This is a genomic window from Actinomadura sp. NPDC023710 (genome assembly GCF_040639875.1).
Lineage (GTDB): Bacteria > Actinomycetota > Actinomycetes > Streptosporangiales > Streptosporangiaceae > Spirillospora > Spirillospora citrea.
This window is the reverse complement of record NZ_JBFAGB010000009.1, coordinates 155,173-180,005: the sequence shown is the minus strand read 5'-3', so window position 1 is coordinate 180,005 and position 24,833 is coordinate 155,173. Positions and strand designations below refer to the sequence as shown.

The 24,833-nt window shown below is 72.3% G+C and carries 22 protein-coding genes; 16 read left to right on the top strand and 6 right to left on the bottom strand.

Annotated elements, in window-relative coordinates; genetic code table 11:
• Positions 1-150: 150 nt before the first annotated feature.
• Positions 151-1,305, top strand: a complete 1,155-nt coding sequence (locus tag AB0H37_RS13160; protein ID WP_329094597.1) for a HAMP domain-containing sensor histidine kinase — start codon at positions 151-153, stop codon at positions 1,303-1,305.
• A 29-nt stretch (positions 1,306-1,334) separates the two neighbouring features.
• On the opposite strand, the gene AB0H37_RS13155 is transcribed toward AB0H37_RS13160, so the two are convergent.
• Entirely contained in the window at positions 1,335-1,898 is a 564-nt protein-coding gene (locus tag AB0H37_RS13155) for a TetR/AcrR family transcriptional regulator (RefSeq protein ID WP_360612608.1), read from the bottom strand.
• 249 nt (positions 1,899-2,147) lie between these two features.
• Between AB0H37_RS13155 and abc-f the strand changes: the two genes are divergently transcribed.
• From abc-f to AB0H37_RS13140, 3 genes are read left to right on the top strand one after another with little or no spacing between them, the layout of a single operon-like run.
• On the top strand, positions 2,148-3,761 hold the full coding sequence (gene abc-f, locus AB0H37_RS13150) for a ribosomal protection-like ABC-F family protein (RefSeq protein WP_360612606.1): 1,614 nt from the start codon (positions 2,148-2,150) through the stop codon (positions 3,759-3,761).
• A gap of 46 nt (positions 3,762-3,807) precedes the next feature.
• Complete coding sequence (locus AB0H37_RS13145) at positions 3,808-4,455, top strand: CatB-related O-acetyltransferase (protein ID WP_329094600.1); 648 nt, start codon at positions 3,808-3,810, stop codon at positions 4,453-4,455.
• Positions 4,456-4,502: 47 nt separating this feature from the next.
• Positions 4,503-5,783: an erythromycin esterase family protein gene (locus tag AB0H37_RS13140; RefSeq protein WP_360612603.1), complete on the top strand. Its 1,281-nt coding sequence runs from the start codon at positions 4,503-4,505 to the stop codon at positions 5,781-5,783.
• 15 nt (positions 5,784-5,798) lie between these two features.
• On the opposite strand, the gene AB0H37_RS13135 is transcribed toward AB0H37_RS13140, so the two are convergent.
• Positions 5,799-6,077, bottom strand: a complete 279-nt coding sequence (locus tag AB0H37_RS13135; RefSeq protein ID WP_179832886.1) for a helix-turn-helix transcriptional regulator — start codon at positions 6,075-6,077, stop codon at positions 5,799-5,801.
• 66 nt (positions 6,078-6,143) lie between these two features.
• Between AB0H37_RS13135 and map the strand changes: the two genes are divergently transcribed.
• Complete coding sequence (gene map, locus AB0H37_RS13130) at positions 6,144-6,914, top strand: type I methionyl aminopeptidase (protein WP_179832885.1); 771 nt, start codon at positions 6,144-6,146, stop codon at positions 6,912-6,914.
• A gap of 15 nt (positions 6,915-6,929) precedes the next feature.
• Here map and AB0H37_RS13125 read toward each other — a convergent pair whose 3' ends face one another.
• The 3 genes from AB0H37_RS13125 to AB0H37_RS13115 form a co-directional block, all read right to left on the bottom strand.
• Positions 6,930-7,442 (bottom strand): cupin domain-containing protein, encoded by a 513-nt coding sequence (locus tag AB0H37_RS13125; protein WP_360612600.1) that lies wholly within the window; start codon positions 7,440-7,442, stop codon positions 6,930-6,932.
• A gap of 33 nt (positions 7,443-7,475) precedes the next feature.
• Positions 7,476-8,450, bottom strand: coding sequence for an MBL fold metallo-hydrolase (locus AB0H37_RS13120; protein WP_179832883.1), 975 nt, complete (start codon positions 8,448-8,450; stop codon positions 7,476-7,478).
• A gap of 133 nt (positions 8,451-8,583) precedes the next feature.
• Positions 8,584-9,021: a VOC family protein gene (locus tag AB0H37_RS13115; protein WP_360612710.1), complete on the bottom strand. Its 438-nt coding sequence runs from the start codon at positions 9,019-9,021 to the stop codon at positions 8,584-8,586.
• A 239-nt stretch (positions 9,022-9,260) separates the two neighbouring features.
• On the opposite strand from AB0H37_RS13115, the gene AB0H37_RS13110 reads away from it, so the two are divergent.
• From AB0H37_RS13110 to AB0H37_RS13090, 5 genes are all read left to right on the top strand, one after another.
• Positions 9,261-11,030, top strand: a complete 1,770-nt coding sequence (locus tag AB0H37_RS13110; RefSeq protein ID WP_360612598.1) for an MOSC and FAD-binding oxidoreductase domain-containing protein — start codon at positions 9,261-9,263, stop codon at positions 11,028-11,030.
• 55 nt (positions 11,031-11,085) lie between these two features.
• Positions 11,086-11,856, top strand: coding sequence for a muconolactone Delta-isomerase family protein (locus AB0H37_RS13105; RefSeq protein ID WP_360612596.1), 771 nt, complete (start codon positions 11,086-11,088; stop codon positions 11,854-11,856).
• Between the two features lie 56 nt (positions 11,857-11,912).
• Entirely contained in the window at positions 11,913-12,305 is a 393-nt protein-coding gene (locus tag AB0H37_RS13100) for a VOC family protein (RefSeq protein ID WP_360612594.1), read from the top strand.
• A 293-nt stretch (positions 12,306-12,598) separates the two neighbouring features.
• Positions 12,599-14,035 carry a hypothetical protein gene (locus tag AB0H37_RS13095; protein WP_360612592.1) on the top strand — a complete coding sequence of 479 codons (1,437 nt, stop codon included), beginning with the start codon at positions 12,599-12,601 and terminating at the stop codon, positions 14,033-14,035.
• Positions 14,036-14,099: 64 nt separating this feature from the next.
• Positions 14,100-14,837: a hypothetical protein gene (locus AB0H37_RS13090; protein ID WP_329094608.1), complete on the top strand. Its 738-nt coding sequence runs from the start codon at positions 14,100-14,102 to the stop codon at positions 14,835-14,837.
• A 34-nt stretch (positions 14,838-14,871) separates the two neighbouring features.
• Here the strand turns inward: AB0H37_RS13090 and AB0H37_RS13085 are convergent, their stop codons facing one another.
• A complete protein-coding gene (locus AB0H37_RS13085; RefSeq protein ID WP_329094609.1) occupies positions 14,872-15,225 on the bottom strand; it encodes an MmcQ/YjbR family DNA-binding protein in 354 nt (117 codons plus the stop codon).
• Positions 15,226-15,306: 81 nt separating this feature from the next.
• Here AB0H37_RS13085 and AB0H37_RS13080 point away from each other — a divergent pair, with 81 nt between their 5' ends.
• The 6 genes from AB0H37_RS13080 to AB0H37_RS13055 all read left to right on the top strand — a co-directional run bounded on the left by AB0H37_RS13080 (position 15,307) and on the right by AB0H37_RS13055 (position 24,833).
• Positions 15,307-15,642 carry a CU044_2847 family protein gene (locus AB0H37_RS13080; RefSeq protein WP_179832875.1) on the top strand — a complete coding sequence of 112 codons (336 nt, stop codon included), beginning with the start codon at positions 15,307-15,309 and terminating at the stop codon, positions 15,640-15,642.
• Positions 15,643-15,649: 7 nt separating this feature from the next.
• Complete coding sequence (locus AB0H37_RS13075; RefSeq protein ID WP_360612589.1) at positions 15,650-17,320, top strand: trypsin-like peptidase domain-containing protein; 1,671 nt, start codon at positions 15,650-15,652, stop codon at positions 17,318-17,320.
• A complete protein-coding gene (locus AB0H37_RS13070; RefSeq protein ID WP_329094611.1) occupies positions 17,321-18,310 on the top strand; it encodes a MoxR family ATPase in 990 nt (329 codons plus the stop codon).
• Positions 18,300-22,943 (top strand): SAV_2336 N-terminal domain-related protein, encoded by a 4,644-nt coding sequence (locus AB0H37_RS13065; protein ID WP_360612586.1) that lies wholly within the window; start codon positions 18,300-18,302, stop codon positions 22,941-22,943. The genes AB0H37_RS13070 and AB0H37_RS13065 overlap by 11 nt, the downstream gene beginning before the upstream one ends.
• 39 nt (positions 22,944-22,982) lie before the next feature.
• Complete coding sequence (locus AB0H37_RS13060) at positions 22,983-23,558, top strand: TetR/AcrR family transcriptional regulator (protein ID WP_329094613.1); 576 nt, start codon at positions 22,983-22,985, stop codon at positions 23,556-23,558.
• Positions 23,559-23,633: 75 nt separating this feature from the next.
• Complete coding sequence (locus AB0H37_RS13055) at positions 23,634-24,833, top strand: Cmx/CmrA family chloramphenicol efflux MFS transporter (protein ID WP_360612584.1); 1,200 nt, start codon at positions 23,634-23,636, stop codon at positions 24,831-24,833.

The window sequence follows — 24,833 nt, the reverse complement described above, 5'->3', positions numbered from 1 at the left end:
TCGCATCGGGTTCGAGTCACACCGCCAGTCAAGGCGGCGCGGTGTTGCCGGCGCGTATGGGGTTTTCGATATGCGGACGATATGTAGCGGTTCGTAGCATCGAGAGCATGCGTGTGTGGATCGTCGAGCCCGTCCACCCCGGCGGCACTCGTGGATAGGCGCCCAGGGCTCAGCGCTCGGCTGAAGCTCACCCTCAGCTACGCCGGATTCGTCCTGCTGGGCGGCGCTCTCCTGCTGGCCGTGGTCTGGGTGTTCGTGCTGCGCTGGATGCGCGACATCGACCCCGGAGACATCCAGCGGAAGTACGGCATCGTGATCGTCGTCGGGCCCGACCGCTCCGACCTCCTGCAGGGCTTCTATCCCGCCGCGGCCGCGGCGATGGCCCTCCTCCTGGTGTTCGGCCTCCTGGGAGGGTGGTTCCTCGCCGGCCGGATGCTCGCGCCCCTCACCCGGATCGCGGACGCGGCAAGGACGGCCTCCAACGGATCGCTGTCCCACCGGATCCGGCTACGGGGCCGCAATGACGAGTTCCGCGAACTCGCCGACGTTTTCGACGCCATGCTCGAACAGCTCGAATCCCACGTCGACGAGCAGCAGAGGTTCGCCGCGAACGCCTCCCACGAGCTGCGCACCCCGCTGGCGATCTCCCAGACGCTCCTCGACGTGGCCCGCACCGACCCCACGCGGGACCAGGGCGAACTCATCGAACGCCTCCACAGCGTCAACACGCGGGCGATCGATCTCACCGAGGCCCTCCTGCTGCTCAGCCGCGGCGACCGCAGGAGCTTCGCCCGCGAGCCCGTCGACCTGTCCCTCATCGCCGAAGAAGCCGCCGAAACGCTGCTCCCCCTCGCCGAACAGCGCCGGATCACGCTGGACGTCACCGGTGAGAGGGCACCGGCCGTCGGCTCCGCGGCCCTCATCCTGCGGATGGTCACCAACCTCGTCCAGAACGCCGTCGTCCACAACCTCGCCGCCGGCGGCACCGTGACGGTCCACACCGAGTCGCGGCATGACGCGAGCGTGCTGCGGGTCGAGAACACCGGCCGGCCGGTCCCGCCGGAACTGGTCCCGACCCTCACCGAGCCCTTCCAGCGCGGAACGCAACGCATACGCGCCGACGAGCACGCCGGCGTCGGCCTCGGGCTGGCGATCGTGCACAGCATCGTCCGAGCACACGACGGAACCCTCGACCTCGTCCCCCGCCCCGCCGGCGGCCTCCTCGTCACGGTCCGACTGCCCGGGGGGCACGCGGAGGTGTCTCAGCAGGCGTCCTCCCCGGGCGGGGCTTGCAAGATCCGTTGATGGGGGCTCCGCCGGCCGGGTCCGCAACCTCACCCAGGTGGCGCGTTCGCCGAGGGGGGCTCGGCGAAGGCGCCGGCGGCCGCGGCCAGGGCGGCGGTTCTGGCCGCGTGGCCGGGGAGGGCCGGGTCGGGTGGGGTGCGCAGGAGCACCAGGTGGTGGTACAGCGGTGCGGTGGCGGCGATGAGAAGGCGCCGGGCGTCGGTGCGCGGCGGTAGTTCGCCGCGGTGGGCGGCCCGAGTGACGACGATCTCGCAGCGGGTGTAGCGGTCCTCCCAGAGCCGTTGCTGGGCGCGGGCGGCCTTCTCGGAGCGGAACGAGGCGGCGATCAGGGCCGCCATGATCGGCGGCTCGGCGGCCATGGCCGTCTGGATCTCCTGGTTCAGGGCCGCCAGGTCGCCCTCCAGCGAGCCGGTGTCCGGGGGTCCCCAGTCGTCGTCGCCGGCCGCGTCGAGGACGTCGGCGAGCAGGCCGCCGACGTCGTTCCAGCGCCGGTAGACCGTGGCCCGGTGCACACCGGCACGGGCGGCGACGGCCTCCATGGTGAGCCCGTCATAACCGTGTTCGCCGAGCTCCGCGAGGACCGCTTCGAGCACCCGCGCACGGGTGCGGGCGGTTCGGCCGCCGGGGCGGGGCCGGGGCGGTGGCGCGGGCCGGTCGCCCTCCGGTCGCGGCGTTCGGGGAGTCATCGCAGGTGGTCCGGTTGCTCCGGGGGACGGCGGCATGGCAGTATCTTAATGTAACAGTTGTCGCATTAGTGGAGTGATCGATGCTCTTCCGAAGCGTTCGCCCGGCCGCGCGGCCCCTGACGGCCGCCCAGTTCTCGAATGCTCGGGAGTGCTCGCATGCCTACACAGATCACCGCGCTCGGTGTCAGCAAGTCCTACGACGGCAGGCTCGTCCTTGACGAGGTGACCTGCTCCCTGGCCGCGGGCGAGCGCACCGGGATCGTCGGAGAGAACGGCTCCGGCAAGACCACCCTGCTGCGGCTGCTCGCCGGGCGCGAACGGCCTGACCAGGGCCGCGTCGTCGTCCAGGCCACCGGTGGCGTCGGCTATCTCGCCCAGGACGGGCGGCCGGCGCCGGACGCGACCGTCCAGCAGGTCATCGACCGGGCACTGAGCGAACTGCGCGCCGTCGAGGAGCGGATGCGCCGCCTGGAGGCGGCGATGGCCGGGGGCGAGGAGTCGGCCGCGGCCGAGTACGGGGACCTGATGACGGTCTTCGAGCTGCGCGGCGGCTATGACGCCGACGCGCGGGTGGAACGCGCCCTGCACGGGCTCGGGCTGGGTCTGGTCGACCGCGACCGCACCGTGGGCGGTCTCTCCGGCGGGGAACGGGTCAGGTTGCGGCTGGCGGCCGTCCTGGCGGCCGCGCCGGAGGTGCTGCTGCTGGACGAGCCGACCAACCACCTCGACGAAGGCGCCCTGAACTGGCTGGAGGAGCACCTGCGCGCCCGGCGGGGCACCACGGTGGCGGTCTCGCACGACCGGGCGTTCCTCGATCGCGTCGCCACCGGCCTGCTGGAGGTGGACGGCGACCGGCGCCGCGTCGTCCGGTACGGCGACGGATACGCCGGCTACCTCGCCGAGAAGGCGGCGGCCCGGCGGCGCTGGGTCCGGGCGCACGAGCAGTGGCAGGATGACGTCGACCGGCTCCGCCGGGCCGCCGCGACCACCGCCCGCCAGGTGGCCCCCGGCCGGGAGATGAAGGACCGCAACAAGATGGCCTACGACCGGGCGGGCGGGCGGGTGCAGCAGTCGCTGGCCGGCCGGGTGCGCAACGCCGAGGAACGGCTGCGCCGCCTGCTGGCCGACCCGGTCCCGGCTCCGCCGGAGCCGCTGCGCTTCACCCCGGTCCTGCGGGCCCGCCGGCTGCGGGGGGCGGTGATCGAGGCCGCCGGCATCGCCGTCGCCGGCCGGCTCGGCCGGACGAGCCTCACCGTCGCGGCGGGCGACCGCCTGCTGGTCACGGGGCCGAACGGAGCGGGCAAGAGCACCCTGCTGCGCGTCCTGGCCGGAGAACTCGCTCCCGACGGCGGAAGCGTCACCCGTCGCGGCCGGATCGCCTACCTGCCCCAGGAGCCGCGCCCCGGACGCCCGGACGAGACCCTGCTGGCCGCCTTCGCCCGCGGACGGCCGGGAGAGCCCGCCGAGCACGCCGAACGGCTGCTGGCCCTCGGCCTGTTCGAACCCGATCGGCTCACGGTGCCGACCGGCCGGCTGTCCACCGGGCAGCGGCAGCGGCTCGCCCTGGCGCGGATGCTCGGCGAGCCGGCCGATGTCCTGCTGCTGGACGAACCCGCCAACCACCTGTCACCCGCCCTGGTCGAGGACCTGGAGAACGCCCTGGCCGACTACGGCGGCACGCTCGTCATCGTCAGCCATGACCGGCTGCTGCGCCGGCGCTGGAAGGGCGGTCACCTCGCCCTGCAGGCCACCCCGGCGCCCGCCGTCTGACGCTCTCCACGCCAGCGACCACCTCTTCAGTAAGGAAACGATCGTCATGCCGCTTGTCCCCGCCGACCCGACCGTCGTGCATCCGATGCCCGACCAGCCGCGGGTGGTACTGCTGAAGCCGCTGGTCACCTCGCCGCTGATCGAGGTCGGGGAGTTCACCTACTACGACGACCCGGACGATCCGACCGCGTTCGAGACCCGCAACGTCCTGTACCACTACGGGCCGGAACGGCTGGTGATCGGGAAGTTCTGCGCGCTGGGCGAGGGCGTGCGATTCATCATGAACGGCGCCAACCACCGCATGGACGGGCCCTCGACCTTCCCCTTCCCCATCATGGGCGGCTCCTGGTCCGAACACTTCGACCTCATCACCGGCCTGCCCGGACGGGGCGACACCGTGGTCGGCCACGACGTCTGGTTCGGCTACCGGACCACGGTGATGCCCGGCGTCCGCATCGGCCACGGCGCGATCATCGCCTCCGGCTCCGTCGTCGTCGACGACGTCCCCGACTACGGCATCGCCGGCGGCAACCCGGCCAGGCTCATCCGCCGCCGCCACGGCGACGCCGACGTCGACCGCCTGCTGGCCCTGGCCTGGTGGGACTGGCCGCTCCAGCACATCACCGAGCACGTCCGCACGATCATGTCCGGCCGCATCGACGACCTGGAGGAAGCGGCGGCCCGCATGAAGTGAGGCACCCTCAGCCCGTTCGCCTTCCGACCCTGAATCGAGTCGTCAGCATGCCTGCTCCGTCCCACCACGTCTCGTTCGCCGACTGGCTCGGCGCCCACGCCGTCCCGCTCGCCCACCTCGACCGTGAAGCGCCGCTGGACGACCTGGAGCCGCTGCGCGGCATCATCGGCGACGCCCGTGTCGTCGCGATCGGCGAGAACTCGCACTTCATCACCGAGTTCTCGCTCCTGCGCCAGCGCATCCTGCGGTTCCTGGTCGAACGCTGCGGTTTCACCGTGCTGGCCTTCGAGTACGGCTTCAGCGAAGGCTTCCCGCTGGACGCCTGGGGCCGGGGAGAGGGGCCGGACGGTGATCTGTCCGCCCATCTCGCGGCGGCGATCCCGGTGGGGGTCGAAGAGCCACTGCGCTGGATGCGCGGGTACAACGCCACGAGCGGGATCCCGGTGCGCTTCGCCGGGATCGACATCCCGGCGGCGGGCGGGTCCCTGCTCCCCGCCCTGACCCCGGTCGCCGAGTACCTGCGCCAGGTCGACCCCGAGGTCCTCCCGTTGATCCAGGAGGCCATGCGGATCGCCGGGTCGTTCGCCGGCGCCTCGGCGGCCGCGGCCGCGCCGGCCTGGACACGCCTGGCCGCCGCCGAGCAGGACGCTCTCAGCGCGATCCTGACGCGCCTGCTCATCCGGTTCCGCGCCGTCGCACCGCTGTACCTGTCCCGTGGCGACCAGCACGGTTATGACGTCGCCCTGCGTCGCCTGGAAGCCGCCTGCCACGCCGACTACGGCTTCCGCGCCATGGCCGGCCTGTACGCCGGCAACGGCCTGACCGCCGACACCTCGGCCCGGGACGTCTTCATGGCCGGGTCGGTCCAGTGGCACCTGGACCACTACGGGCCCGGCACCCGCATCGTGCTGGCCGCCCACAACGCCCACATCCAGAAGACGCCGGTCTCCTTCAACGGCCACCTCACGGGGCTCCCCATGGGACAGCATCTGCACAACGCCCTGGACGACGACTATGTCGCCCTCGCCCTGACCAGCATCACCGGACACACCGCCGACATGCGCCCGGACGAGAACGCGCGCTTCGGCTTCGCCGTCGACGCCACCGCGCTGCGGCCGCCCGAGCCGGGCAGCATCGAGGCCGCCTTCGCCGACGCCGGGCTCGGACCGAGCATCGCCGATCTCCGCCCGGCCCGTGCGCACGCTTCCGGCGGCCCCGACCGCATCCGGATTCAGAGCGCCTACGTGGAGACTCCCGTCCTCCACGCTTTCGACGCCGTCGTCAGCACTCCGTCCTCCACCGTCGCCGACGGCCTTGAGAGCGCGTGAAAGCCGTCTCCGGGCTCAGGCACCGGAGCCGGTGGGTTCGACGTCTCGTTCGGGCCGGCTGATCTCGGCCCACACCTCGTCGAGGGAGAGTCCGAGGACGCAGGCGATCGCGGCGATGGTCGAGAAGGCGGGGGTGGCCACGCGTCCCGACTCGATCTTCCGGAGCGTCTCCGGCGAGACGCGTGCGTCGAGCGCGGTGGCGAGCATCGAGCGCTCTCCCCTGGCCCGGCGCAGGAGGGCGCCGAGGCGCTGCCCGCGTTCGACCTCCGCGGGAGTGAGCGGCAACCTGACCATGGCCCCTATTCTAGTACCGGTATAGTATGGCCGGTATAGTTATTGGTTGCATAAGATGGGCGCCGCATGATCGAGATCCTGAACCCCAGCGAACTGGCCCGAGCGAAGGACACCGGCGCCCTGGTCGCCGGCATCCTGCAGACGCTCAAGAGCCGCACCACGGTCGGCACGAGCCTTCTGGACATCGACCGGTGGACCGAGACCATGATCGTCGAGGCGGGGGCGCAGTCCTGCTACGTCGACTACGAGCCGTCCTTCGGACGCGGGCCGTTCGGCCACTACATCTGCACCGCCGTCAACGACGCCGTGCTCCACGGGCTGCCCCACGACTACGCGCTCGCCGACGGTGACCTGCTGACGCTCGACCTCGCCGTCTCCCTGGGAGGAGTCGCCGCGGACTCCGCCATCAGCTTCATCGTGGGCGAAGCACGGCCGCCGGAGAGCGTCGCGCTGATCAGCGCGACCGAACGCGCCCTGACCGCCGGGATAGCCGCCGCGGGACCCGGGGTTCGCATCGGGGACGTCTCCCATGCCATCGGCTCGGTCCTCCACGAGGCGGGCTACTCGATCAACACCGAGTTCGGAGGTCACGGCATCGGCTCCACGATGCACCAGGACCCCCACGTGTCGAACACCGGACGCCCCGGCCGCGGATACAAGCTGCGCCCCGGTCTGCTGCTCGCGCTGGAGCCGTGGATCATGGCGGACACCGCCGAACTCGTCACCGATGCCGACGGATGGACGCTGCGAAGCGCGACGGGCTGCCGGACGGCCCACAGCGAGCACACGATCGCCATCACCGACGACGGAGCCGAGATCCTCACCCTGCCGAGGTAGGCGCCGAACGCCTGCCTAGCCGGAGAATGTGCCCTTGCGAGCGTTCTGCCAGGATGCGCTGTCCAGCAAGTGGACGTCGTAACGCTCCTGTACCTGCGCGAGGACCTCGGGAGAGTCCTGCCCCTTGGCGACACGCTGCAGCATTCGGAAGTAGCCGAACCGCTGGACGCCCGGGGTGATCCCTATCAGCAGATCGGTGTCGAGGCCTCGTGCGGCCCCGAAGGCATGCGGCAGACCGGGCGGGATCACCAGGAAATCTCCCCGGCCGAGAGACTGGATGACGTCGCCGAGAAGGAACTCGGCCGTGCCGGCGAGGACGTAGAAGAACTCCGTCGAGCGCAGGTGGCGATGCGGCAGCGCACCGTCGGCTCCGTCGGCGAGGGTGAGACGGCTGGCGCTCAGGGCCGCGCCGGTCTCCTCGCTGTCGGTCAGAAGCCCGAACTCCCCGCCGCCGGGCAGGTCGAGGACCTCTCCGTCGCCGCCCCGGACGAGCAACGCGCTCTCGCCCGGCTGAGGTGTGCTGGTCATCGGAAGTCTCCAGGTACGGTCACCGGGCTTCGCTCAGGGCTTGATGCTGAACGGGCCGAGCGAGTTGTAGTCCAGCCGCAGCGACTCTGCCATCGCCCATGCGTTGGGCAGCGTGAACACGTCCGCACCGCCCAGGCGATCCAGCCACCTCGGAACGACCTCGTCGGCCGCCTGTGCGGCCACCGCGTCCAGGTAGGCGCGGAACACCGCCCAGCCGTTCTCGGTGTCGACGGGCCCCATGGTCGATTCGAGGTCAACGCTCGACAGCGCCGCCTCGGTGGTGGTGCGCAGGTCGTTCATGTACTCGATCTGGGTACGCACGTCCTCGGGCGTCCCGGGGCGGTTGACGTGGCCGCCGACCAACTGGTCGAAGTCGTATCCGAGGACCTTGTCGTACAGGGCGAACACCCCGGGCATGTCGGCCGACAGCGCCAGGTTCGAGAACGGCACCCAGCCGGGGAAGATGACGTCGACCAGCATCACGACCCGCTGGTTCGGGAGGTAGATCAGGCTGTTCCCCTCGGTGTGGTTGGGGCCGGGGTAGTCCAGGTGGACGATGTGGCCGCCGGCCTCGATGGTGAGGGTGTGGTCGAAGACCTCCGTGGGGAGAGGCCGATCCGGGTCGGCGAGCGCCTCCAGCCGCTGGGCGACGATGCTCTGGGCGTAGCGGGGGACGGAATCGGGGTAGATCGACATGCCGCCGACATGATCGCCGTGTTCGTGGCTGTAGATCACGTGCGAGATGGGCTTGTCGGTCACCCGCTTGATGGCACGCAGGATGTCGTGCCCGAGCGTCGGGGGCGCGTCGACCGCTATGACCCCTTCGTCATGGACCACGAACATGTTCCCGTACTGGCCGTCGCTGAGCCAGAAGACGCCGTCGGCGATCTCCTTCATGACATACCCGGCGTCCGGGATCTCAGGTCCCTTCGCGTTCTGCGGCAGCGGGGCCGTCGGACGTTCCCTCCTCCGCTGCGCCGATGCGGAGAAGTGAGACATCGTCGTCATGATCATCCCTTCGCTCGCCATCTCAGGGCCTTGTCGGCCCAGCCTTTCCGGTCACCGCGCACTGCCTAACCCAACGAAACTGAAAGTCGAGTAAATTCGGGCCCGGAATCAGTGCCTTCCATGGCCGCCGCGGTCACCGGCCCGGCAGGCGAGTGGTGATCTCCTGGAGGAACCAGGCGTTGCCGTCCGGATCGTCGAAGGAGGCGAACGAGCCGTAGCTCGTGCGCTCGGGGTCCGGCCCGGGGACCCGTCCCCCGGTCCCGGCGTGGTGGAAGACGCCACCGGCGTCGTGGAACACCTCGCCGACCTTCGCACCGCGCCCGACCAGTTCGGTTCGGGCGGCTTCGATGTCGTCCACCACCAGGTGCAGCCCATGCGCCGAGCCGGGCACGTCCGAGGTGACGCCGGTTCCGAAGATGACCGAGCACGCCGACCCCGGCGGCGTCATCTGCACCACCCGGAAATCCTCGCCGGTGGCGACGTCGGCGTCCTCGCGCCATCCGAGCGCCTGGTAGAAGTCCTTGGCGCGGTCGACGTCGGTGACGGGCACCACGACGACCTCGAGTCTCATGTCCACGTTGCCGCTTCCCCCTCCCACGCCACAACTGCCCTGATACCCACCGTCGCACCGAGAGTCGCCAAAGCTAATAAATCCGCTTTAAATAGCCACAAAGCCTCGACAATGGAAGTTTTGGTCCACTCCTGCGGGCGATGGTGACGGCGCCCGCCTTCCTTGCCACTGCCTCGTCCAGTCGGCTCCCGTGGTGCCGGACGGCGGGCTTGGAGCCGGAACCCGCGAGGTGCTGTGAGGTGGTGCGGTTGGCACGGCTGGTGGCGGTCAACGTCGGTATGCCCAAGGACGTCTCCTGGGAGGGGCGGACGGTGCGCACCGGAATCTGGAAGGAGCCGGTGCGCGGCCCGGTCATGGCACGTCGTCTGAATCTGGACGGGGACGGGCAGGGGGACCTGGCGGGCCATGGCGGTGAGCAGCGCGCCGTGATGGTCTACCAGGTGGACTCCTACCGGTACTGGGAACGGGTCCTCGAACGTGATGATCTGGTGCACGGGCACTTCGGGGAGAACTTCACCGTCGAGGGCCTACCCGATGATCAGGTGTGCATCGGGGACCGCTACCGGATCGGCGAGGCCGTCTTCGAGGTCACCCAGCCCAGGGTGACCTGCTACCGGGTCGGCCTGCGCCTGGGCGAACCGCAGATGGCGGCGCTGCTGGTCGCGCACCACCGTCCCGGCTTCTACATGAGAGTGATCACCGAGGGCGCGGTGGAGGCGGGGCAGGAGATCGTCAAGGTCGCCGACGGGCCGGGCGCGATGAGCGTCACCGAGGTCGACGGGCTGCTGTACCTGTCCGAGCATCCCCGTGACCGTCTGGAACGCGCGTTGCACGTCGAGGCGCTCAGCCCTGGCTGGCAGGACTCGTTCCGGGCCCTGCTACGGCGGGGCGACGACGGGCTCGGCGGGAATGTCGGATTGACGGCCGAAGCAACGGTGCCGCCGCCCGCCTGGGCGGGATTCCGGGCCCTGCGGGTGGCCCGCATCCAGCGGGAGAGCAGCAGCATCGTCTCCGTGTGGCTGGCCGCCGAGCAGGGCGGTCCGCTGCCGCCCGCACTGCCCGGCCAGTTCGTGACCGTCATGCTGGACGCCGACGCCCACGGACCCGCGCTGGTACGCGGCTACTCGTTGTCGGGCAGGCCCGGGGACCAGGAGTACAGGATCAGCGTCAAGGCCGAGCCGCACGGTGCCGCCAGCATGCGGCTGCACCGGTATCTGAAGGTCGGCGACATCCTCCAGGTGGCCGCGCCCCGTGGGACGTTCGTGCTCGCCGCCGGCGACGGCCCCGTGGTGCTGGTGTCGGCGGGAGTGGGCGCCACCCCGGTCCTGGCGATGCTGCAGGCTCTGGCCGAGTCGGGGACCACACGACCGGTGTGGTGGCTGCACGGTGCCCGGGACGGCTCCGAACACGCCTTCGCCGCCGAGGTTCGCTCCCTGCTGGCCAGGCTTCCCCACGCCCGCCTGCGTGTGTGCTACAGCCGCCCGCGCCCGCAGGACCGCCTCGGCACCGACTACACGGACCCGGGTCACTTGGACGCCGCCCTGCTGCACAGCGCCGGAGTGCCGGCCGACTCCGAAGCCTACGTCTGCGGCCCGCCTTCGTTCATGGCCGCGCAGACCGGTGCGCTCGCCGAGCAGGGACTAGCCACCGACCGCATCCGCACCGAGACCTTCGGCACCGTGGCCTCCATCACACCGGGCGTCACCGCCTCCACCGCCCGGCCGCCTCATCCGCCGGCGGGACCACCGGGCGCCGGACCGGCGGTGACGTTCGCCCGCAGCGGCATCCGGGCTCCCTGGGACGAGAGCGGGTCCAGCCTGCTGGAGTTCGCCGAGGCATGCGACGTCCCCGTCCGCTGGTCCTGCCGCACCGGCGTCTGCCACACCTGCGAGACGGCCATGCTGTCGGGCGAGGTGACCTACGACCCGGCCCCCATCGATCCTCCCGCCGACGGCAACGTCCTGATCTGCTGCTCCCGCCCGACAACGGAGATCGTCCTGGATCTGTGAGGAGGTGCGGAGGGACGGCCCGCCTGCATCGCGCTCCCGAGAGGAGGAGAACGTCATGGAGTACCTCGTCCAGTTCCAGGTCGACGTCCCCGCCGGGACCTCCGACGCCGAGATCGAGCGGCGCCGGGACGCGGAGGCGGCCGCGGCGGCCGACCTGGCGGCACAAGGGCACATCGCCCGCATCTGGGCCGTGCCCGGCACTTCCCCGATCATGGGGTTGTACCGCGCCGACGACCGGACCCAACTCGACGCCCTGCTCCGGGGTCTACCGCTGTACGACTGGATGCGCATCACCGTCACACCGCTCGGCCCCCACCCCAACGACCCCGCCCGCGCCGCCGCTCCCGGCCCCGCCGGCGGCCGCCTGCCCGAACCCCGGCTGACGCTGGTGTACCGGCTGGAAGCCGCTCTCGATGCGCCGCTGGACCTGGGCGAGGTCGCCGCGGGGCATCGGCGCATCGTCGCCCTGACCGGCGGAACCTTCACCGGACCCGACATCCGGGGGATCCTGCTGCCGGGGACCAGCGCCGACTGGCAGATCGCGCTGGCGGACGGTACCGCGCTGGGCGACATCCGCTACACCCTGCGAACCGACGCCGGCGACCTGCTCTACGTCCGGTCGCGGTCGGTGCGTCACGGGAGCGCGGAGGTGCTCGCCCGGCTCGGCCGCGGCGAGGACGTCGACCCGGGTGAGTACGTCTTCCGGGCGGCCACCGAGATCGAAACCGCCGCCCGCGGTCTCGACTGGCTGAACAAGGGCGTCTTCGTCACCGTCGGCGGACGCCGCTCCGCGGAGGTCGTCTACGAGACCTACCTCGCCGGATGACCGACCGGCTCCACGGCGCCGGTTCGTCGGGAGCTCTTCATGGCAGGTTGGTGACCATGGACATCAACTGCGTGATCGTCGACGCCGTCGACCCGGATCGGCTGGCGGCCTTCTGGAGCGAACTGCTCGACCGGCCGATCACCGGGCGTACCGGCCCGTACGTCTGGCTGGAGCGCAGGAACGGGCTGGGCGTGGGCTTCCAGCGCACCGACGGCTCCAAGTCCGCGAAGAACCGGCTGCACCTGGATCTGGAGTCGGAGGATCCGGCCGCCGAGCAGGCCAGAGTGGAGGCGCTGGGCGGACGGCGACTGACCGAGTACGACCCCGGGGGCTTCCTCGTCATGGCCGATCCCGAGGGCAACGAGTTCTGCATCATCCCGAAAGGCCCGTTCGAACTCGACGACGAAGGCCGGGCCGACTACCTGACGGCGGGCGCGCAGGCCACCTGATCCCAGGGCATGTGCCGGTGGTGCGGCCAGTCGGCATGGACGAGCAGCGGCACCGGCTACGCAGTGGTGGACCCCGATGGGTCATCGTGTACGACGCCTGCACCGCCGAGCCCTGACCCGCCGGGGGCCGCCGCCACCTGGCCGTCCACGGAGGGGCCGGGACTGCGCTGGTAGGCTCTCGGCCGATACGTGGGCGGCAGTGAGTGACGTAGTGGCCCGCCCCGGCGTGACGCCGCCGGTTCCGGACCGGCGCAGGATCCTGTCCGCCCGCACGTCCCACAGTTAGGTTCCCGGTGTCGTTCTCCCCTTCGACCGTCCGCCGCAACTGGCTGTTCTGCGCGGTGCTGCTCGTGGGCGTCGTGCTGCGGGTGCTCGCCATGGTGGGGTTCCGGGGCGTGCTGTGGTTCAACGACAGCTACGACTTCGTCCGGATCGCGGACGACCCGTTCCCGCACCCGCTGAGGCCGTCCGGGTACGGGCTCTTCCTGTGGGTGTTGAAGCCGTTCCACAGCCTGGCGCTGGTGACGGTTCTCCAGCACGCGGCGGTCCTCGGGCTGGCGGTGCTCGGGTACCGGATGCTGGTCCGCGACTTCGAGGTCCGGCGGACCTGGGCGGCGCTGGCGGTCGCGCCGATGCTGCTGGACGCCTTCCAGGTCGAGCTTGAGCATCTGCTGCTGTCGGACACCCTGTTCACCGCCCTGGTGTTCGGCGCGATGCTGCTGCTGGCGAAGCCGGGAGAGGCCGGGTGGCGGCGGGCCGCGCTGGTGGGCTCGCTGCTCGGCGTGGCGGCCGTCACGCGGTCCGTGGGGGTGCCGCTGTTCCTGATCGCCGTCCTCTACCTGCTGCTCAGGCGGACGCGGTGGCCGGTGTACGTGGCGCTCGCCGTGACGTTCGCGCTGCCCGTCGGGGCGTACGCGACGTGGTTCCAGCGGGACCATGGCCGGTTCCAGATGACCGGCGTGGACGGCGTCTTCCTGTGGGGGCGGACGGCGGCGTTCGCCGACTGCGACGCGTTCACGCCCCCTCCGGACCTGGCGAGGCTGTGCCCGTACGGCGCCAAGGGCGACCGGCCCGCCTCGTCCCACCAGATCTGGGAGGACAACTCGCCGACCGGCTGGTCCAACGGACGGGCGTTCGACCAGGAGACGAACGCGCGGGCGCAGCGGTTCGCGGTGTGGGCGATCAAGAACCAGCCGCTCGACTACCTGCGCGTGGTCTCCTACGACTTCTTCGTCCGGACGTTCTCGTGGCACCGGTCGCGTTACCCGACCGTGGGCACCGAGGCCAGGTACCACTTCCCCACGAAGCCCACGGCGCGCAAGCCGGAACTGCCCGTCTACGGGGGCGGCGCCCGGGGGGCGGTCGTGTACGAGTACTCGCACGGAACGGGCCGCACGCACGTCGTCGAGCCGTACGCCGGTGTGCTGCGCGGTTACCAGGAGCACGTGAGCGTGCCGGGGACGGTGCTCGGCGTGGTGCTGCTCGCGGGCGCGGCCGGGATCGTGTGGCGACGGGCGCGCGCGCGGACGGCGCTGTTCTGGACGTCCGGTGTCGCCCTCCTGGCCATCCCTCCGATCACAGTCGACTTCGACTACCGCTACATGCTGCCCGCCCTGCCGTTCGCGTGTTTCGCCGCCGCGATGGCGTGGGGCCGCCGCCGTCCGGTCCCGGCCGCGCCGGAGGCCGAGCCGGCCCCGGCCGCGCCCGAGGCGCAGCCGGCGGACGCCTGACACGGTGCCGGATGAGTACGAGAGCGGATACCGCCGCGTCGCGGCCGTCGGGATCATTGGGCGCATGCGCCGATACGTGATCCCGCTGGTCGTCCTGCTCGCCGCCGGCTGCGGGCAGGTGGGCCGGAGCCCGGAAAAGATCGCTGCGGCGGACGCGCGGAAGGCCGCCGAGCGGGCCGGGGACCGGGTCCACGACTCCCGGGTGCGGCCCGCGCAGGACGTGGGGCACCGGGCGGCGGACCTCGACGGCGTGGAGGTCATGCGGGTGACCGGTGTCTCGACCGCCGGGGACGGGGTGCGGCTCGTGCTCCGGACGTCCGGGACGGCGCCGGACGGCGGCTGGTTCGCGACCTCGACGATCACCGTGCGGAGATGCTTCGAGATGCGGTTCTCGACCACCACCGAATGGCAGCACTACGGGACCCGGCAGGTGGCGTGCCCGTCCGGGGGCCCGCTCACGTTCAAGCCGTGGCCGAAGTCGCCGGAGATCCCGTTCGAGCGGCTGCGCAAGGCGCTGCCCCGCGTCCCGAAGGGGGGCGGGGCGGACGAGGCGAAGGTCCGCGCGGCGGTCGCCTCGCTGCGGCTCGACCCGGCGATCCGACGCGAGTTCGCGACCGAGGGCGACGTGGTCGGCGTGGCCCTCATCGTGAGGCCCTACGGTTCGGACGCCTTCGACTGCGTCCTGGCCCGCGTCGCGCCGGGCCGCACCAGCGTGTGGACGCCGCCCCGCATGCAGCGGATGGCGGGCGAGGGCGGCTGCGGCGCCGGCAACGCCGTCGACCCGCTGCCGCCGCCGCACTGAGGCCGCACCGGTCGGCGTGGGAAGCCGGGGGGCGTCATCCGTCCTGAAGGCCGAGGCGGGCGGCGGCGACCTTCTTCGGGACGACCATCCGCCACGCGTCGATGACGAGCTCTTCCATCTCCGCCTCGTCCAGCGCCGCCGTCCAGGCGTGCACCCAGTTGAAGCGCATGTCGGATTCACCGGGCAGGTGGAACTTCTCCGGCTCCGATTCGACGAGGGAGAGCCGCTCCTCCTTGGGGAACGCGAAACCCATGACGGTCTCGTCCCGCGAGAAGGCGACGTAGACGATGGAGCCGACGCGGAACTTCACCCGGTCCCTGATCAGGTGCTCGGACGTGCGGGGCAGCGTCATCGCGAGGGCCCGCACCTGCTCGACGGTGATCATCATGTCCTCCTGTGGCCGCGCCGCCTCCGGTGCGGTCCTCCCAGCAAAGCACCCCACAACGCATGATCTTGTTAGGTTTGTCGGGTGAACGAACTGGTGCGCTGGCAGACCGAGAACGGGACCATCGTCGTGGAGACCGACGACCTGGAGCCGGGCTTCCAGTCGGTGTCCCGCACCGGCGATCTGATCTACGACGCGGCGGGCCGGCTGGAGGACGCGTTCCAGCACGTCCGGGAGGCGGCGCAGGCGGCGCTCGCGTCGCTGCGCGGAGGCGACCTGGACCCCGACGGCGTCGAGCTGGAGTTCGGCGTCAAGCTGAACGCGGCGGCCGGGGCCGTCATCGCGAAGACGACCGTCGAGGGCCACCTGAAGGTCAAGATGACGTGGGGGCAGCCGCCGCGCGCCGCGGAGGGGGCGTAGCCGCGACGTGGACGACTGGCAGTGGCGCGCCTGGGTCGGCCCGCCGTCCGGCGGCAAGTTCGGCGCGGCGTTCCTCGTCACCGCGACGCGGCTGCTGACCTGCGCCCACACCGTCCACGGCCGGGACGAGGTGCGCGTCGGGTTCCCCGGCCTGCTGGAGGACCTGCCCGCCAGGGTCGTGCGGCGCGGCGGCTGGAGGCGGCCGGGCGACCCCGGCGACGTCGCCGTCCTCGAACTGCGCGAGCCCGTCGCGCTGACCCCCGCCACGCTGGCCGCGCCGGACGGCCTGCACGCGGGGAGCCTCGGCGAGCGGACGTTCGGGGTGTGCGGGTTCCCGCGCCGTCCCGACCAGAACGAGCGGCACGCGTCCGTGACGACGTTCCCGCATCGCGGGATGCGGCACGAGTGGTGGGAGCTGAAGACCGGCCAGGGCGACTGGCTGGAGGAGGGGTACAGCGGGTCCGCCGTGTACGACACGGCGACGGGCGAGGTCATCGGCATGGTGACGAACGCCGAGCTGCGGGACGGAGGCCGGGCCGACCTCGGCTGGATGCTGCCCGTCGAGCACATCCGTACGCACTGGGAGGAACTGGACGACCTGCTGCCGCTCCGGTGGCTCACCCCCGAGGCCCGCCGCGAGCTGCGGGACCTCCTGGACGGCGTCCGCTACACCGACCCGCTCGCCGCCGACCTCGAACGGATCACGGGTCGGCGGGCCTTCGGCGGTTTCCGGTCGGCGTGGGGCTCGGTGCGCTACGTGGCCGAGGGCTGGGAGCCGGACCGGCTCGTCCGGTACGTGGCGGCGCTCGGGCCGCACCTGCCCGGCTCCGCCCGGCGGCGGCTCGCCGCGTGGTCCGCGCGGCACCTGCCCGGCGCCGCGCCCGCCGCCCCGCGCTCAGGACCCGCATCGGTGATCGTCCGGCTGGAGCGGGCCACGTTCGACAACGCCTTCGACGTGACCGTGCACACCTGGATCGACGGCGCCGAGGGGCCGGGACGGCCGACCGAGCGCGTCCCGGACCGGCGGGTGCGGCCGGTGGTCGAGGCGGGCGTGGCGGCGCTCGCGCCCGCGCTGTTCGGCCGCGAGTGGATGATCGAGTTCGCGGTGCCGGAGGGCTGGCTCGGCAAGCCGTTCGAGCAGTGGTACGTCGACCCGCGCAACAGGATCCCCATGCGCAAGTACCCGGTGGTGGTGCGGGACGTGGAGCGGCTGCGGCCCGACTCGATCCGCCGCGACCAGGCCCACCACCGCTGGCGGCTGCTGAACGAGCGCGGCCGCAGCGACCCGCGCCCCATCGCGTGCGACGCCCCGCGCAAGGGCAGCGACTTCCAGGACTGGCTGGAGGCCAACATCGACTTCTGCGTCCTGGTGTACGGGTCGCGTCCGGTGAAGAGCTGGCTGACGGCCGCGCTCAACAACGGCATCCCCGTCATGATGTGGACGCGCACCCCGTGCGACGCGTCCTCGCACGGGGACTGCCGGGGGCACCGCGTCCTCGACGAGCTGACCGCGGCGGTCGGCGACCGGCACCCGGGCGACCTGCCGCGGCTGGCGCTCGCGCTGCGCAAGGCCGCGCTCGTCGCCCCCAAGGACGCACCGCACTGCGGGCGCGACCTGACGCTGCTGTGGGACGATCCGTCCCGGCTGCCCGACCCCCCGCTCGCGATGGAGGTATAGGTGCCCGACTGGCTGCTCTACACAGGGAGCCGAAGCACGCACGACGGCATCGACCGCCTGCCCCCTCCGCCGCGCTGGCGCGCGTTCGACGGCGAGCCCGTCATGGAGACCCCTTCCGGCGGTTCCGGGAACGAACACCAGGCGACCACGTACCGTCCGTCCGACGATGCCGTGCAGCAGGTGAACGCCGCCCTGTACCTGCGCCGCCCGCTGCTGGTGACGGGGCCGCCCGGCACCGGGAAGTCCACGCTGGCCTACGCCGTCGCCCACGAACTGGGTCTCGGGCCCGTCCTGCACTGGCCCATCACCAGCCGGACCACGCTCCGCGACGGCCTCTACCAGTACGACCCGCTCACCCGCCTGTACGCGGCCGGACGGGGCGACGCGGCGGGACGGGACGACGCCGCCCGCGAGGAGGACATCGGCCGCTACATCCGCCTCGGCCCGCTCGGCACGGCGCTGCTGCCCTACCGGCGGCCGCGCGTCCTGCTGGTCGACGAGATCGACAAGAGCGACATCGACCTGCCCAACGACCTGCTCACCATCTTCGAGAAGGGCGAGTACGAGCTGCCCGAGCTGACCCGGCGGGCCGACCCGGTCGCCGAGGTCATGACCGCCGACGGGCCGGGCGGGCGGGTCACCGTCACCGCCGGGACGGTCCGCTGCCGCGCGTTCCCGCTGGTCGTGATGACCAGCAACGGCGAGCGCGAGTTCCCGCCCGCCTTCCTGCGGCGCTGCGTGACCGTGGAGCTGCGGCAGCCGTCGGACGAGGCCGAGCTGTCGGCGATCGTCCGCGAGCACCTCGGGTCGCTCGCCGACCAGAGCGACGACCTCGTCCGCCGCTTCTTCGAGCGCTCCGCGTCCGGCACGCTGGCCACCGACCAGCTCCTCAACGCCGTCTACCTGTGCCGCCACGCCGACACCGAGGACCGCCGCGCCCTGGCCGACCGGATCATGCCCTACCTGACCGGGCCCGTCGATGACGATTGACCGGCTCCGGGACGCCCTGTCGGCCATCGGGCCGCCGCCGGACGCCCGCGAGCTGAGCGAGATGCTCTGGCTCGCCTGCCACATCTCCCCGGCCGGGGAGCAGCCCTCCGCCGTTCCGCCGGTCCCACCTCCGGTCGTGGACGAGCCGGTGGACGCCCCTGCGCCGCCCAACCCGCCGGAGCCCCCGGCCCCGCGCCCGTCCGAACCGCTGACCGGGCTTCACCCGCGCCAGGACGCCGGAGCGGAGCCGGTGGGCCGCGCGTCCGAGGTGCTCGTCCCGACCGCGCCGATGCTGGCCGACCCGCTCGGCGTCCAGCGGGCGCTGCGCCCGTTGAAACGGCGCGTCCCGTCCCGGCACCGCGTCGAGGTGGACGAGGACGCCACCGCCGCGCGCATCGCCGACACACGGCTGTGGACGCCCGTCCTCGTCCCGTCCCCCGAGCGCTGGCTCGGCCTCGACCTGGTCGTCGACACCGGCCACACCATGCGGCTGTGGCGCCCCCTCGCCCGCGAGCTCGCCGAGACGCTGCTCCGCCAGGGCGCGTTCCAGGACGTCCACCTCAGCTACCTCGACGGGAAAGGCCGCGTCGCCTCCACGCCCGAGGCACCGCCCCAGGACCCGGGAACGCTCCTGGACGCCTCCGGGCGACGGGCCGTGCTCGTCCTCAGCGACTGCTCGGGGCCCCACTGGTGGAACGGACGCGCCGTGCAGGCCGTGCGCCGCTGGGCGCAGGCCGGACCGACCGCGATCGTCCAGCCCCTCGCCGAACGCCTCTGGCGCCGCACCGCCGCGCCGACCTCACCCGGCCTCGCCGTCCTCCCCCGCCCCGGCGCCCCGAACACCGACCTGCGCTTCGCCCCCTACGACGGCGCCGCCGGGCCCGGCGTGCCCGTCCCCGTCCTGGAGATCGCGCCGCGCTGGTTCGGCGCGTGGGCCCGGCTCGTCTCCGGCTCCGACCCGCAGCCCGCCGCCGTCGCGACGCTGCCGGCCCGCCCGTCGGGGGCGGCGCCGGTGCGGCGCGAGCAGGAACTGCCGGTCGCCGAGCGCGTCCGCCGCTTCCTCGCCACCGCGTCCCCGGCCGCCGCCGAACTGGCCGCCCACGTCGCGGTCTCCGTCCCGTCGCTGCCGGTGATGCGCCTGATCCAGCACCGGGTCCTCGGCGGCTCCGGCCCCGGGCAGCTCGCCGAGGTGCTGCTGAGCGGCCTGCTCCGCCCCGCCGACGGCGCGCGCTACGCGTTCGTCCCCGGCGCCCGCGAGGCCCTCCTCGACACCCTCCCGCGCCCCGAGGCCCTGCACACCCGGCACGTCCTGGAAGCGGTCTCCGCCGAGATCGAGCGCCGCGCCGGCACGACCGCCGAAACGTTCCGCGCCCTCCTCCCGGCCGACGGCGGCCCGGTCGTCCTCACCGCCGAAACCGACCACTTCGCCCTCCTCACCCCGCAGACCCGCTCCCACCTCGCCCCCGGCCCCGCCCCCGCTCCTGCGGCTTCTGCCCCCGACCTGCTGGAACTTCTCGACTCCCCGGTCGAGGAACTGATCGGGGACGGCTGGGACCGCGGCCCGCGCCCCACGGTGATCGGCGTGGACGGCGAGGACCTGGTGTCGGTCGACGTCCTGCACGGCAACCCCGACCTGCCGCACGGCCTGATCACCGGCCCTGAGGCGTTCCGGGAATCGCTGCTGCGGACCCTCGTCCTCAGCCTGGCGCTCGACCACTCCCCGAACATCGTCAACTTCGCGTTCGTCGACCACAGCCCGGCCACGTCCTTCCCCCTGGTGCATCTCCTTCCCCACGTCGCAATGGCCCTCCATACCCAGTGGACGGACCCGTCTGCGCTGGACCGGCTCCCAGAGGCCCTGGAGACCGAGCGAAAGCGCCGCGCGACCGTCCTCCAGGACGCCGGGGTCACCACCTGGGACGAGTACCAGGCGGCCGTCGCGGGCGGGCGGCCGCTCGATCCGCTGCCCGCCCTCGTCGTGATCATCGACGACACCGGGCCCATGCTGGACGCGCGGCCCGAACTCCTCGATCCCCTCGCCGCGCTCTGCGAGGAGGGACCGGCCCAAGGGATCAGGTTCGTCTTCTGCTCGCCGAACGACTCGCCCGCGCCGCCGGGCATCGCCGGGTTCGCGGGCTGGAACGTGGGCTCTCCGAGCCGCATGGGCGAACACCTCGCGTCCGTGCACATCTTCGCGCAGGAGGCCCGCCCGGCCTTCGAGCCCGCACACATCCCACTCGACGCGGTCGATCCGATTCTGGGGCTGATGGCGCGCCGCGGTCCGGAGGCGCGTCTCCTCTCCCGGCCCGAGGACCCCGCGAATCCCGAGCACGTGGAGCCGGTTGACCCCCTCCAGCTCACAGGCGAGCCCGAGCTCGACGTTCTGCGGTTGAACGGGGGCGGGTCGAGGGAGTTGTTGCACGAGACATGGGCACTGCCCGCCGACATGCCGCGCAGCCCGGCGATCGGTCACCGGCCGGACGGCCATCTCCTCAGCCTCTATCCGCTCGATCCCTCATCGGGCATTCCGCACGGTCTGGTCGTCGGCAGCCCGGAGGCCCGCCAGAAGGTCGTTCGCGCCGTCACCTTGGCCCTCGCCGCAGGGCACTCCCCGGCGGACCTGCAGTTCGTCTTCGCGGGGCTGGGCGAACATCCCCTGGGCGCGCCCATCGACCTTCCGCACGTCCGTTACTCGGAGGAAGAGCTGCTGGGCTCGCCGGAGAGACTCCGGCGGTTCTTCGAATTCCTGTCCGACGAGCTCGAATCACGGTTCCCGGCCCCGTCGCCGAACGTGCCGGCGGCTTCGAGTCTCGGCACCGGCCAGCTCACGGACGACGAGCTGCACCAGTTGTACGAGCGGTTCCGCCGGGACCCTCACTCGGTCAGCCAGGCCTGGTGGGACTTCTTCGAGGACTACCAGCCCGGCGAACAGCCCGTCGCCCCGCCGCCTTCGCCGGCCGAGACGCGGCCGCGCCTGCTGGTCGTGGCCGACCTGTCGCTCACGTTCCCGCCCGGCAGGCGCGAGGTGGGCGAGACGCTCATCTCACTGGCGCAACGGGGCAGGGCCCTCGACGTCCAACTGCTGCTCACCTCGTCCACCGTCGAGAACACCACGATCTGGGACCGCTTCCTGCCCCTCCTCGGCTGGCGCATCGCGGCGAGCCGCCTACCGCCCGACCAGCTCCAACGCGTCCTCGGACAGGCGGGTCTCCAGTTCCCGGACGAGCGAACGGCCTACCTCCTCGCCGGAGGCGGCTCCCCCCAACCGTTCACCGTGGCGCCGGAGCCTCCGCAGGAGGCCGTGGAGGACTTCGTCCGCCGAACGCGGCAGTCCTCGCCGGCCGTCCCGGCGGGCACCGCGCCGGAGAGCACCGGCCTGGAGGCCGTCAACCGCCTGCTCGGCGACCTGGACGAGTTGATCGGGATCGGCCTTTGGACGCGCGAGGGCGGACGCGTCGACCCCATGGCCGTGCGGGCCCTCCGGGACATCCTCCGAGCAGACGCGGAGACCGCGCGTTCGGGCGATCCCCTCACGCTTCGTCACCTGGTCTTCCCGACCGCCTACAGGCCGGAGATGATGGTGGCGGCGGAGCTTTACGTGGAGCAGCTCAACGAACTCGGGGTCCTGGCGCAGAGCGGCCCTCCCTTGTCCCAGGACGACGTGCCGATCCTCTGGTCCTTCGACTCCGTGGAACGGTGGCCGGACCTCCTCAGCGCCGTCCGGAGCCGCGTCCTCTTCCTCCATCTCGACGACCCGGGAGCGATGCCGCCGGACGACTCGTCGGTCCGGGCGCTCTTCACCCCCTTGCTGTCCGCGCTGCCCGAGGAACCGGAAGGCCCCCTGGTCGTCCTCTGCGGGGAGCCGGAGCAGTTCGAGAAGCTTCGCCGAGCCGTCCCCGAACTCGCCCGCCGCATCAGATGGATTCACACCTTCGACACCGCGGCCCCGGCGGGTGCCGCCCAGCCCTCGCGGAGTCGGACCGTGCGGCTCGGGAGCGACCCGGAGACGGGCGAGTCCGTGCTCCTGGACTTCGACGTCGATCGCCATCTGCTCATCAGCGGCCCGAGCGATACGGGTAAGTCGCCCCTGGTGCACATGATCGCCGAGAAGCTCGCCTCGGGCGGCACCGAGCGGGACCGCCTCGTCTACGTCCTGGACACCTACATGAGCCCGCATGACCTGGCGGACGCGGAGGCGCGGAGACAGGCCGGCGTACGGTACACGGCGTCGCCGGAGGAGTTCGGCGGGCTGCTGGACGAGGCCGTACGGAGCGCTGGGATTCCCCTCGGCGGCACGGGTCCCGAGGTGTACGTGCTCGTGGCGCACCGCCGGCGCCCGGTCACGGACGACCCGCTCGCGGCGGCCGTTCCCGTCCTGCGGACGATGCGCGAGCACGGCGTCCACCTCGTCCTCGCCCACCACCAGATCACGGCCGGGGAGCCGCTCGACCCCGTGGTCGCGCTGCTCCGGAGACTCGGCGCGCCCGCCCTGCTGACCGGCCGCGTGGGCGGCCAGGAAGCGGATCTCTGGGACGTGCCCACGACCTTGCAGGGCCCTCTGGAGCCGGGCGAGGCCCTGCTGGCGCATCCCGGGCGGCAGCGGCTCGTCCGGCTCGGCCACCCCACCGGATGATATTGGATCGAGCTGTCCATAACGTGTTACGGTGATCCCATGGCACGGCCGAGGAAGTTCGACGAGGGGCTGGCCGTGGAGGCGGCCATGCGGGCCTTCTGGGCGGACGGCTACGAGGCGACGTCGACGCAGGAGTTGTGCGCGGCGACCGGTCTCGGACGCAGCAGCATCTACAACACGTTCGCCAGCAAGCGCGACCTGTTCGTCAGAGCGCTGGCGCACTACATGGAGGTGCGGACCACCCGGCTCATCGACCACTTGCAGGGCGGCGAGGGCACGGTGCGCGAGCGTCTCCGGGCGGTCATGGACTGGGCCGCCGAACCGGACGGGGACGACCCGTCCGGCTGCCTGGTCGTGAACGCGACGGTGGAGCTCGGCCCGCACGATCCCGAGATCGCCGAGCGCCTCGAACGGGACCGGCGGCGGCGCTTCGCCACCCTCAAGGCGGCGATCGAGGGCGGGATGCGCGACGGCGAGATCGACGCCGCCAAGGACGCTGGCGCGCTGGCGCACTTCATGATCTCCACGATCAGCGGCATCCAGGTGGCCGCGCGCGGCGGTGCCGGTCCCGACACCCTCAGGTCCATCGCGGACACCGCGATGCTCTCCCTCTGACCCGGGCGGCCGGTGAGCCGCCCTTTTTCACGCCCGAATTTTGTACTGATCTATCCAATACACAGGAGGACAACGATGCCACTGGCCGTCTACGTGCTGGGCGTGGCCATCTTCGCGCAGGGCACGTCGGAGCTGATGCTGGCGGGGCTCCTGCCCGGCATGGCGCACGACCTCGGCGTGTCCGTGCCGACCGCCGGGTGGCTGATCTCGGCGTTCGCGATCGGGATGCTGGCCGGGGCGCCGCTGCTCGCCGTCCTGACGCTGCGCTGGCCGCACCGGCGGGCGATGCTGGCGTTCCTCGCGGTGTTCGCGCTGACGCACGTGGTCAGCGCGCTCACGCCGGGGTACTGGACGCTGTTCGCGATGCGGATCGTCGGCGCGTTCGTCTACGCGGGGTTCTGGGCGGTGGCGGCGGCGACCGCCGTGAGCCTCGTGCCGCGCGACGCGCGCGGGAAGGCGATGGGCGTCGTCGCGGGCGGCCTCACGGTCGCGGCGATCGTCGGGCTGCCCGCGGGGACGATGGTCGGGCAGCATCTCGGCTGGCGGGCGGCGTTCTGGGCGGTCGCGGCGATGTCGGCCGCCGCGATGGCGGGGGTGGCCGCGACGATCCCCGCCGCGCGTGCGGACGCCGCGCCGCCCCGGGTGCGGGACGAGGTGCGCGCGATGGCCGTCCCCCGCCTGTGGCTGCTGTACGGGACGACGGCCCTGGCCACGAGCGGGCTCCTCGCCGTCTTCGGCTACCTGGGCGCGCTCCTGACGGAGACGACGGGCATCGCGGAGGCGTGGGTCCCCGGCGTGCTCGCGCTCTACGGCGTCGGCGCGCTCATCGGGATCACGCTCGGCGGGCGGACGGCCGACCGGTGGGCCGTCCCGACGCTGTACGCGGGCTTCGCAGGGCTCACCGTCGTGTCCGTGCTGCTCGCCCTGGCGGCGCGGTCGCCCCTGCCCGTGGTCGTCCTGGTGTTCCTCCTGGGGTTCGTCGGATTCGGGACGAATCCGACCCTCAACTCGCGGGCGTTCGGGATGGTGGACGGCGCGTCGACGCTGGTCGCGGCCGGGAACGTCGTCGCGTTCAACATCGGCATCACGGTGGGCCCGTGGCTCGGCGGGCTCGCGATCGGCGCGGGGAAGGGCTACCCGTCCACGGCCTGGATCGGGGCGGCGCTGGGCCTCGCGGCGGTCGGCACCGTGGTGATCGGCACCCTGACGCGCGGGGAGCCCCGGCCGCGCTCCGCCGAGGAGGCCGAGCCGGCCGGGTCCACGATCAGCGTGTGA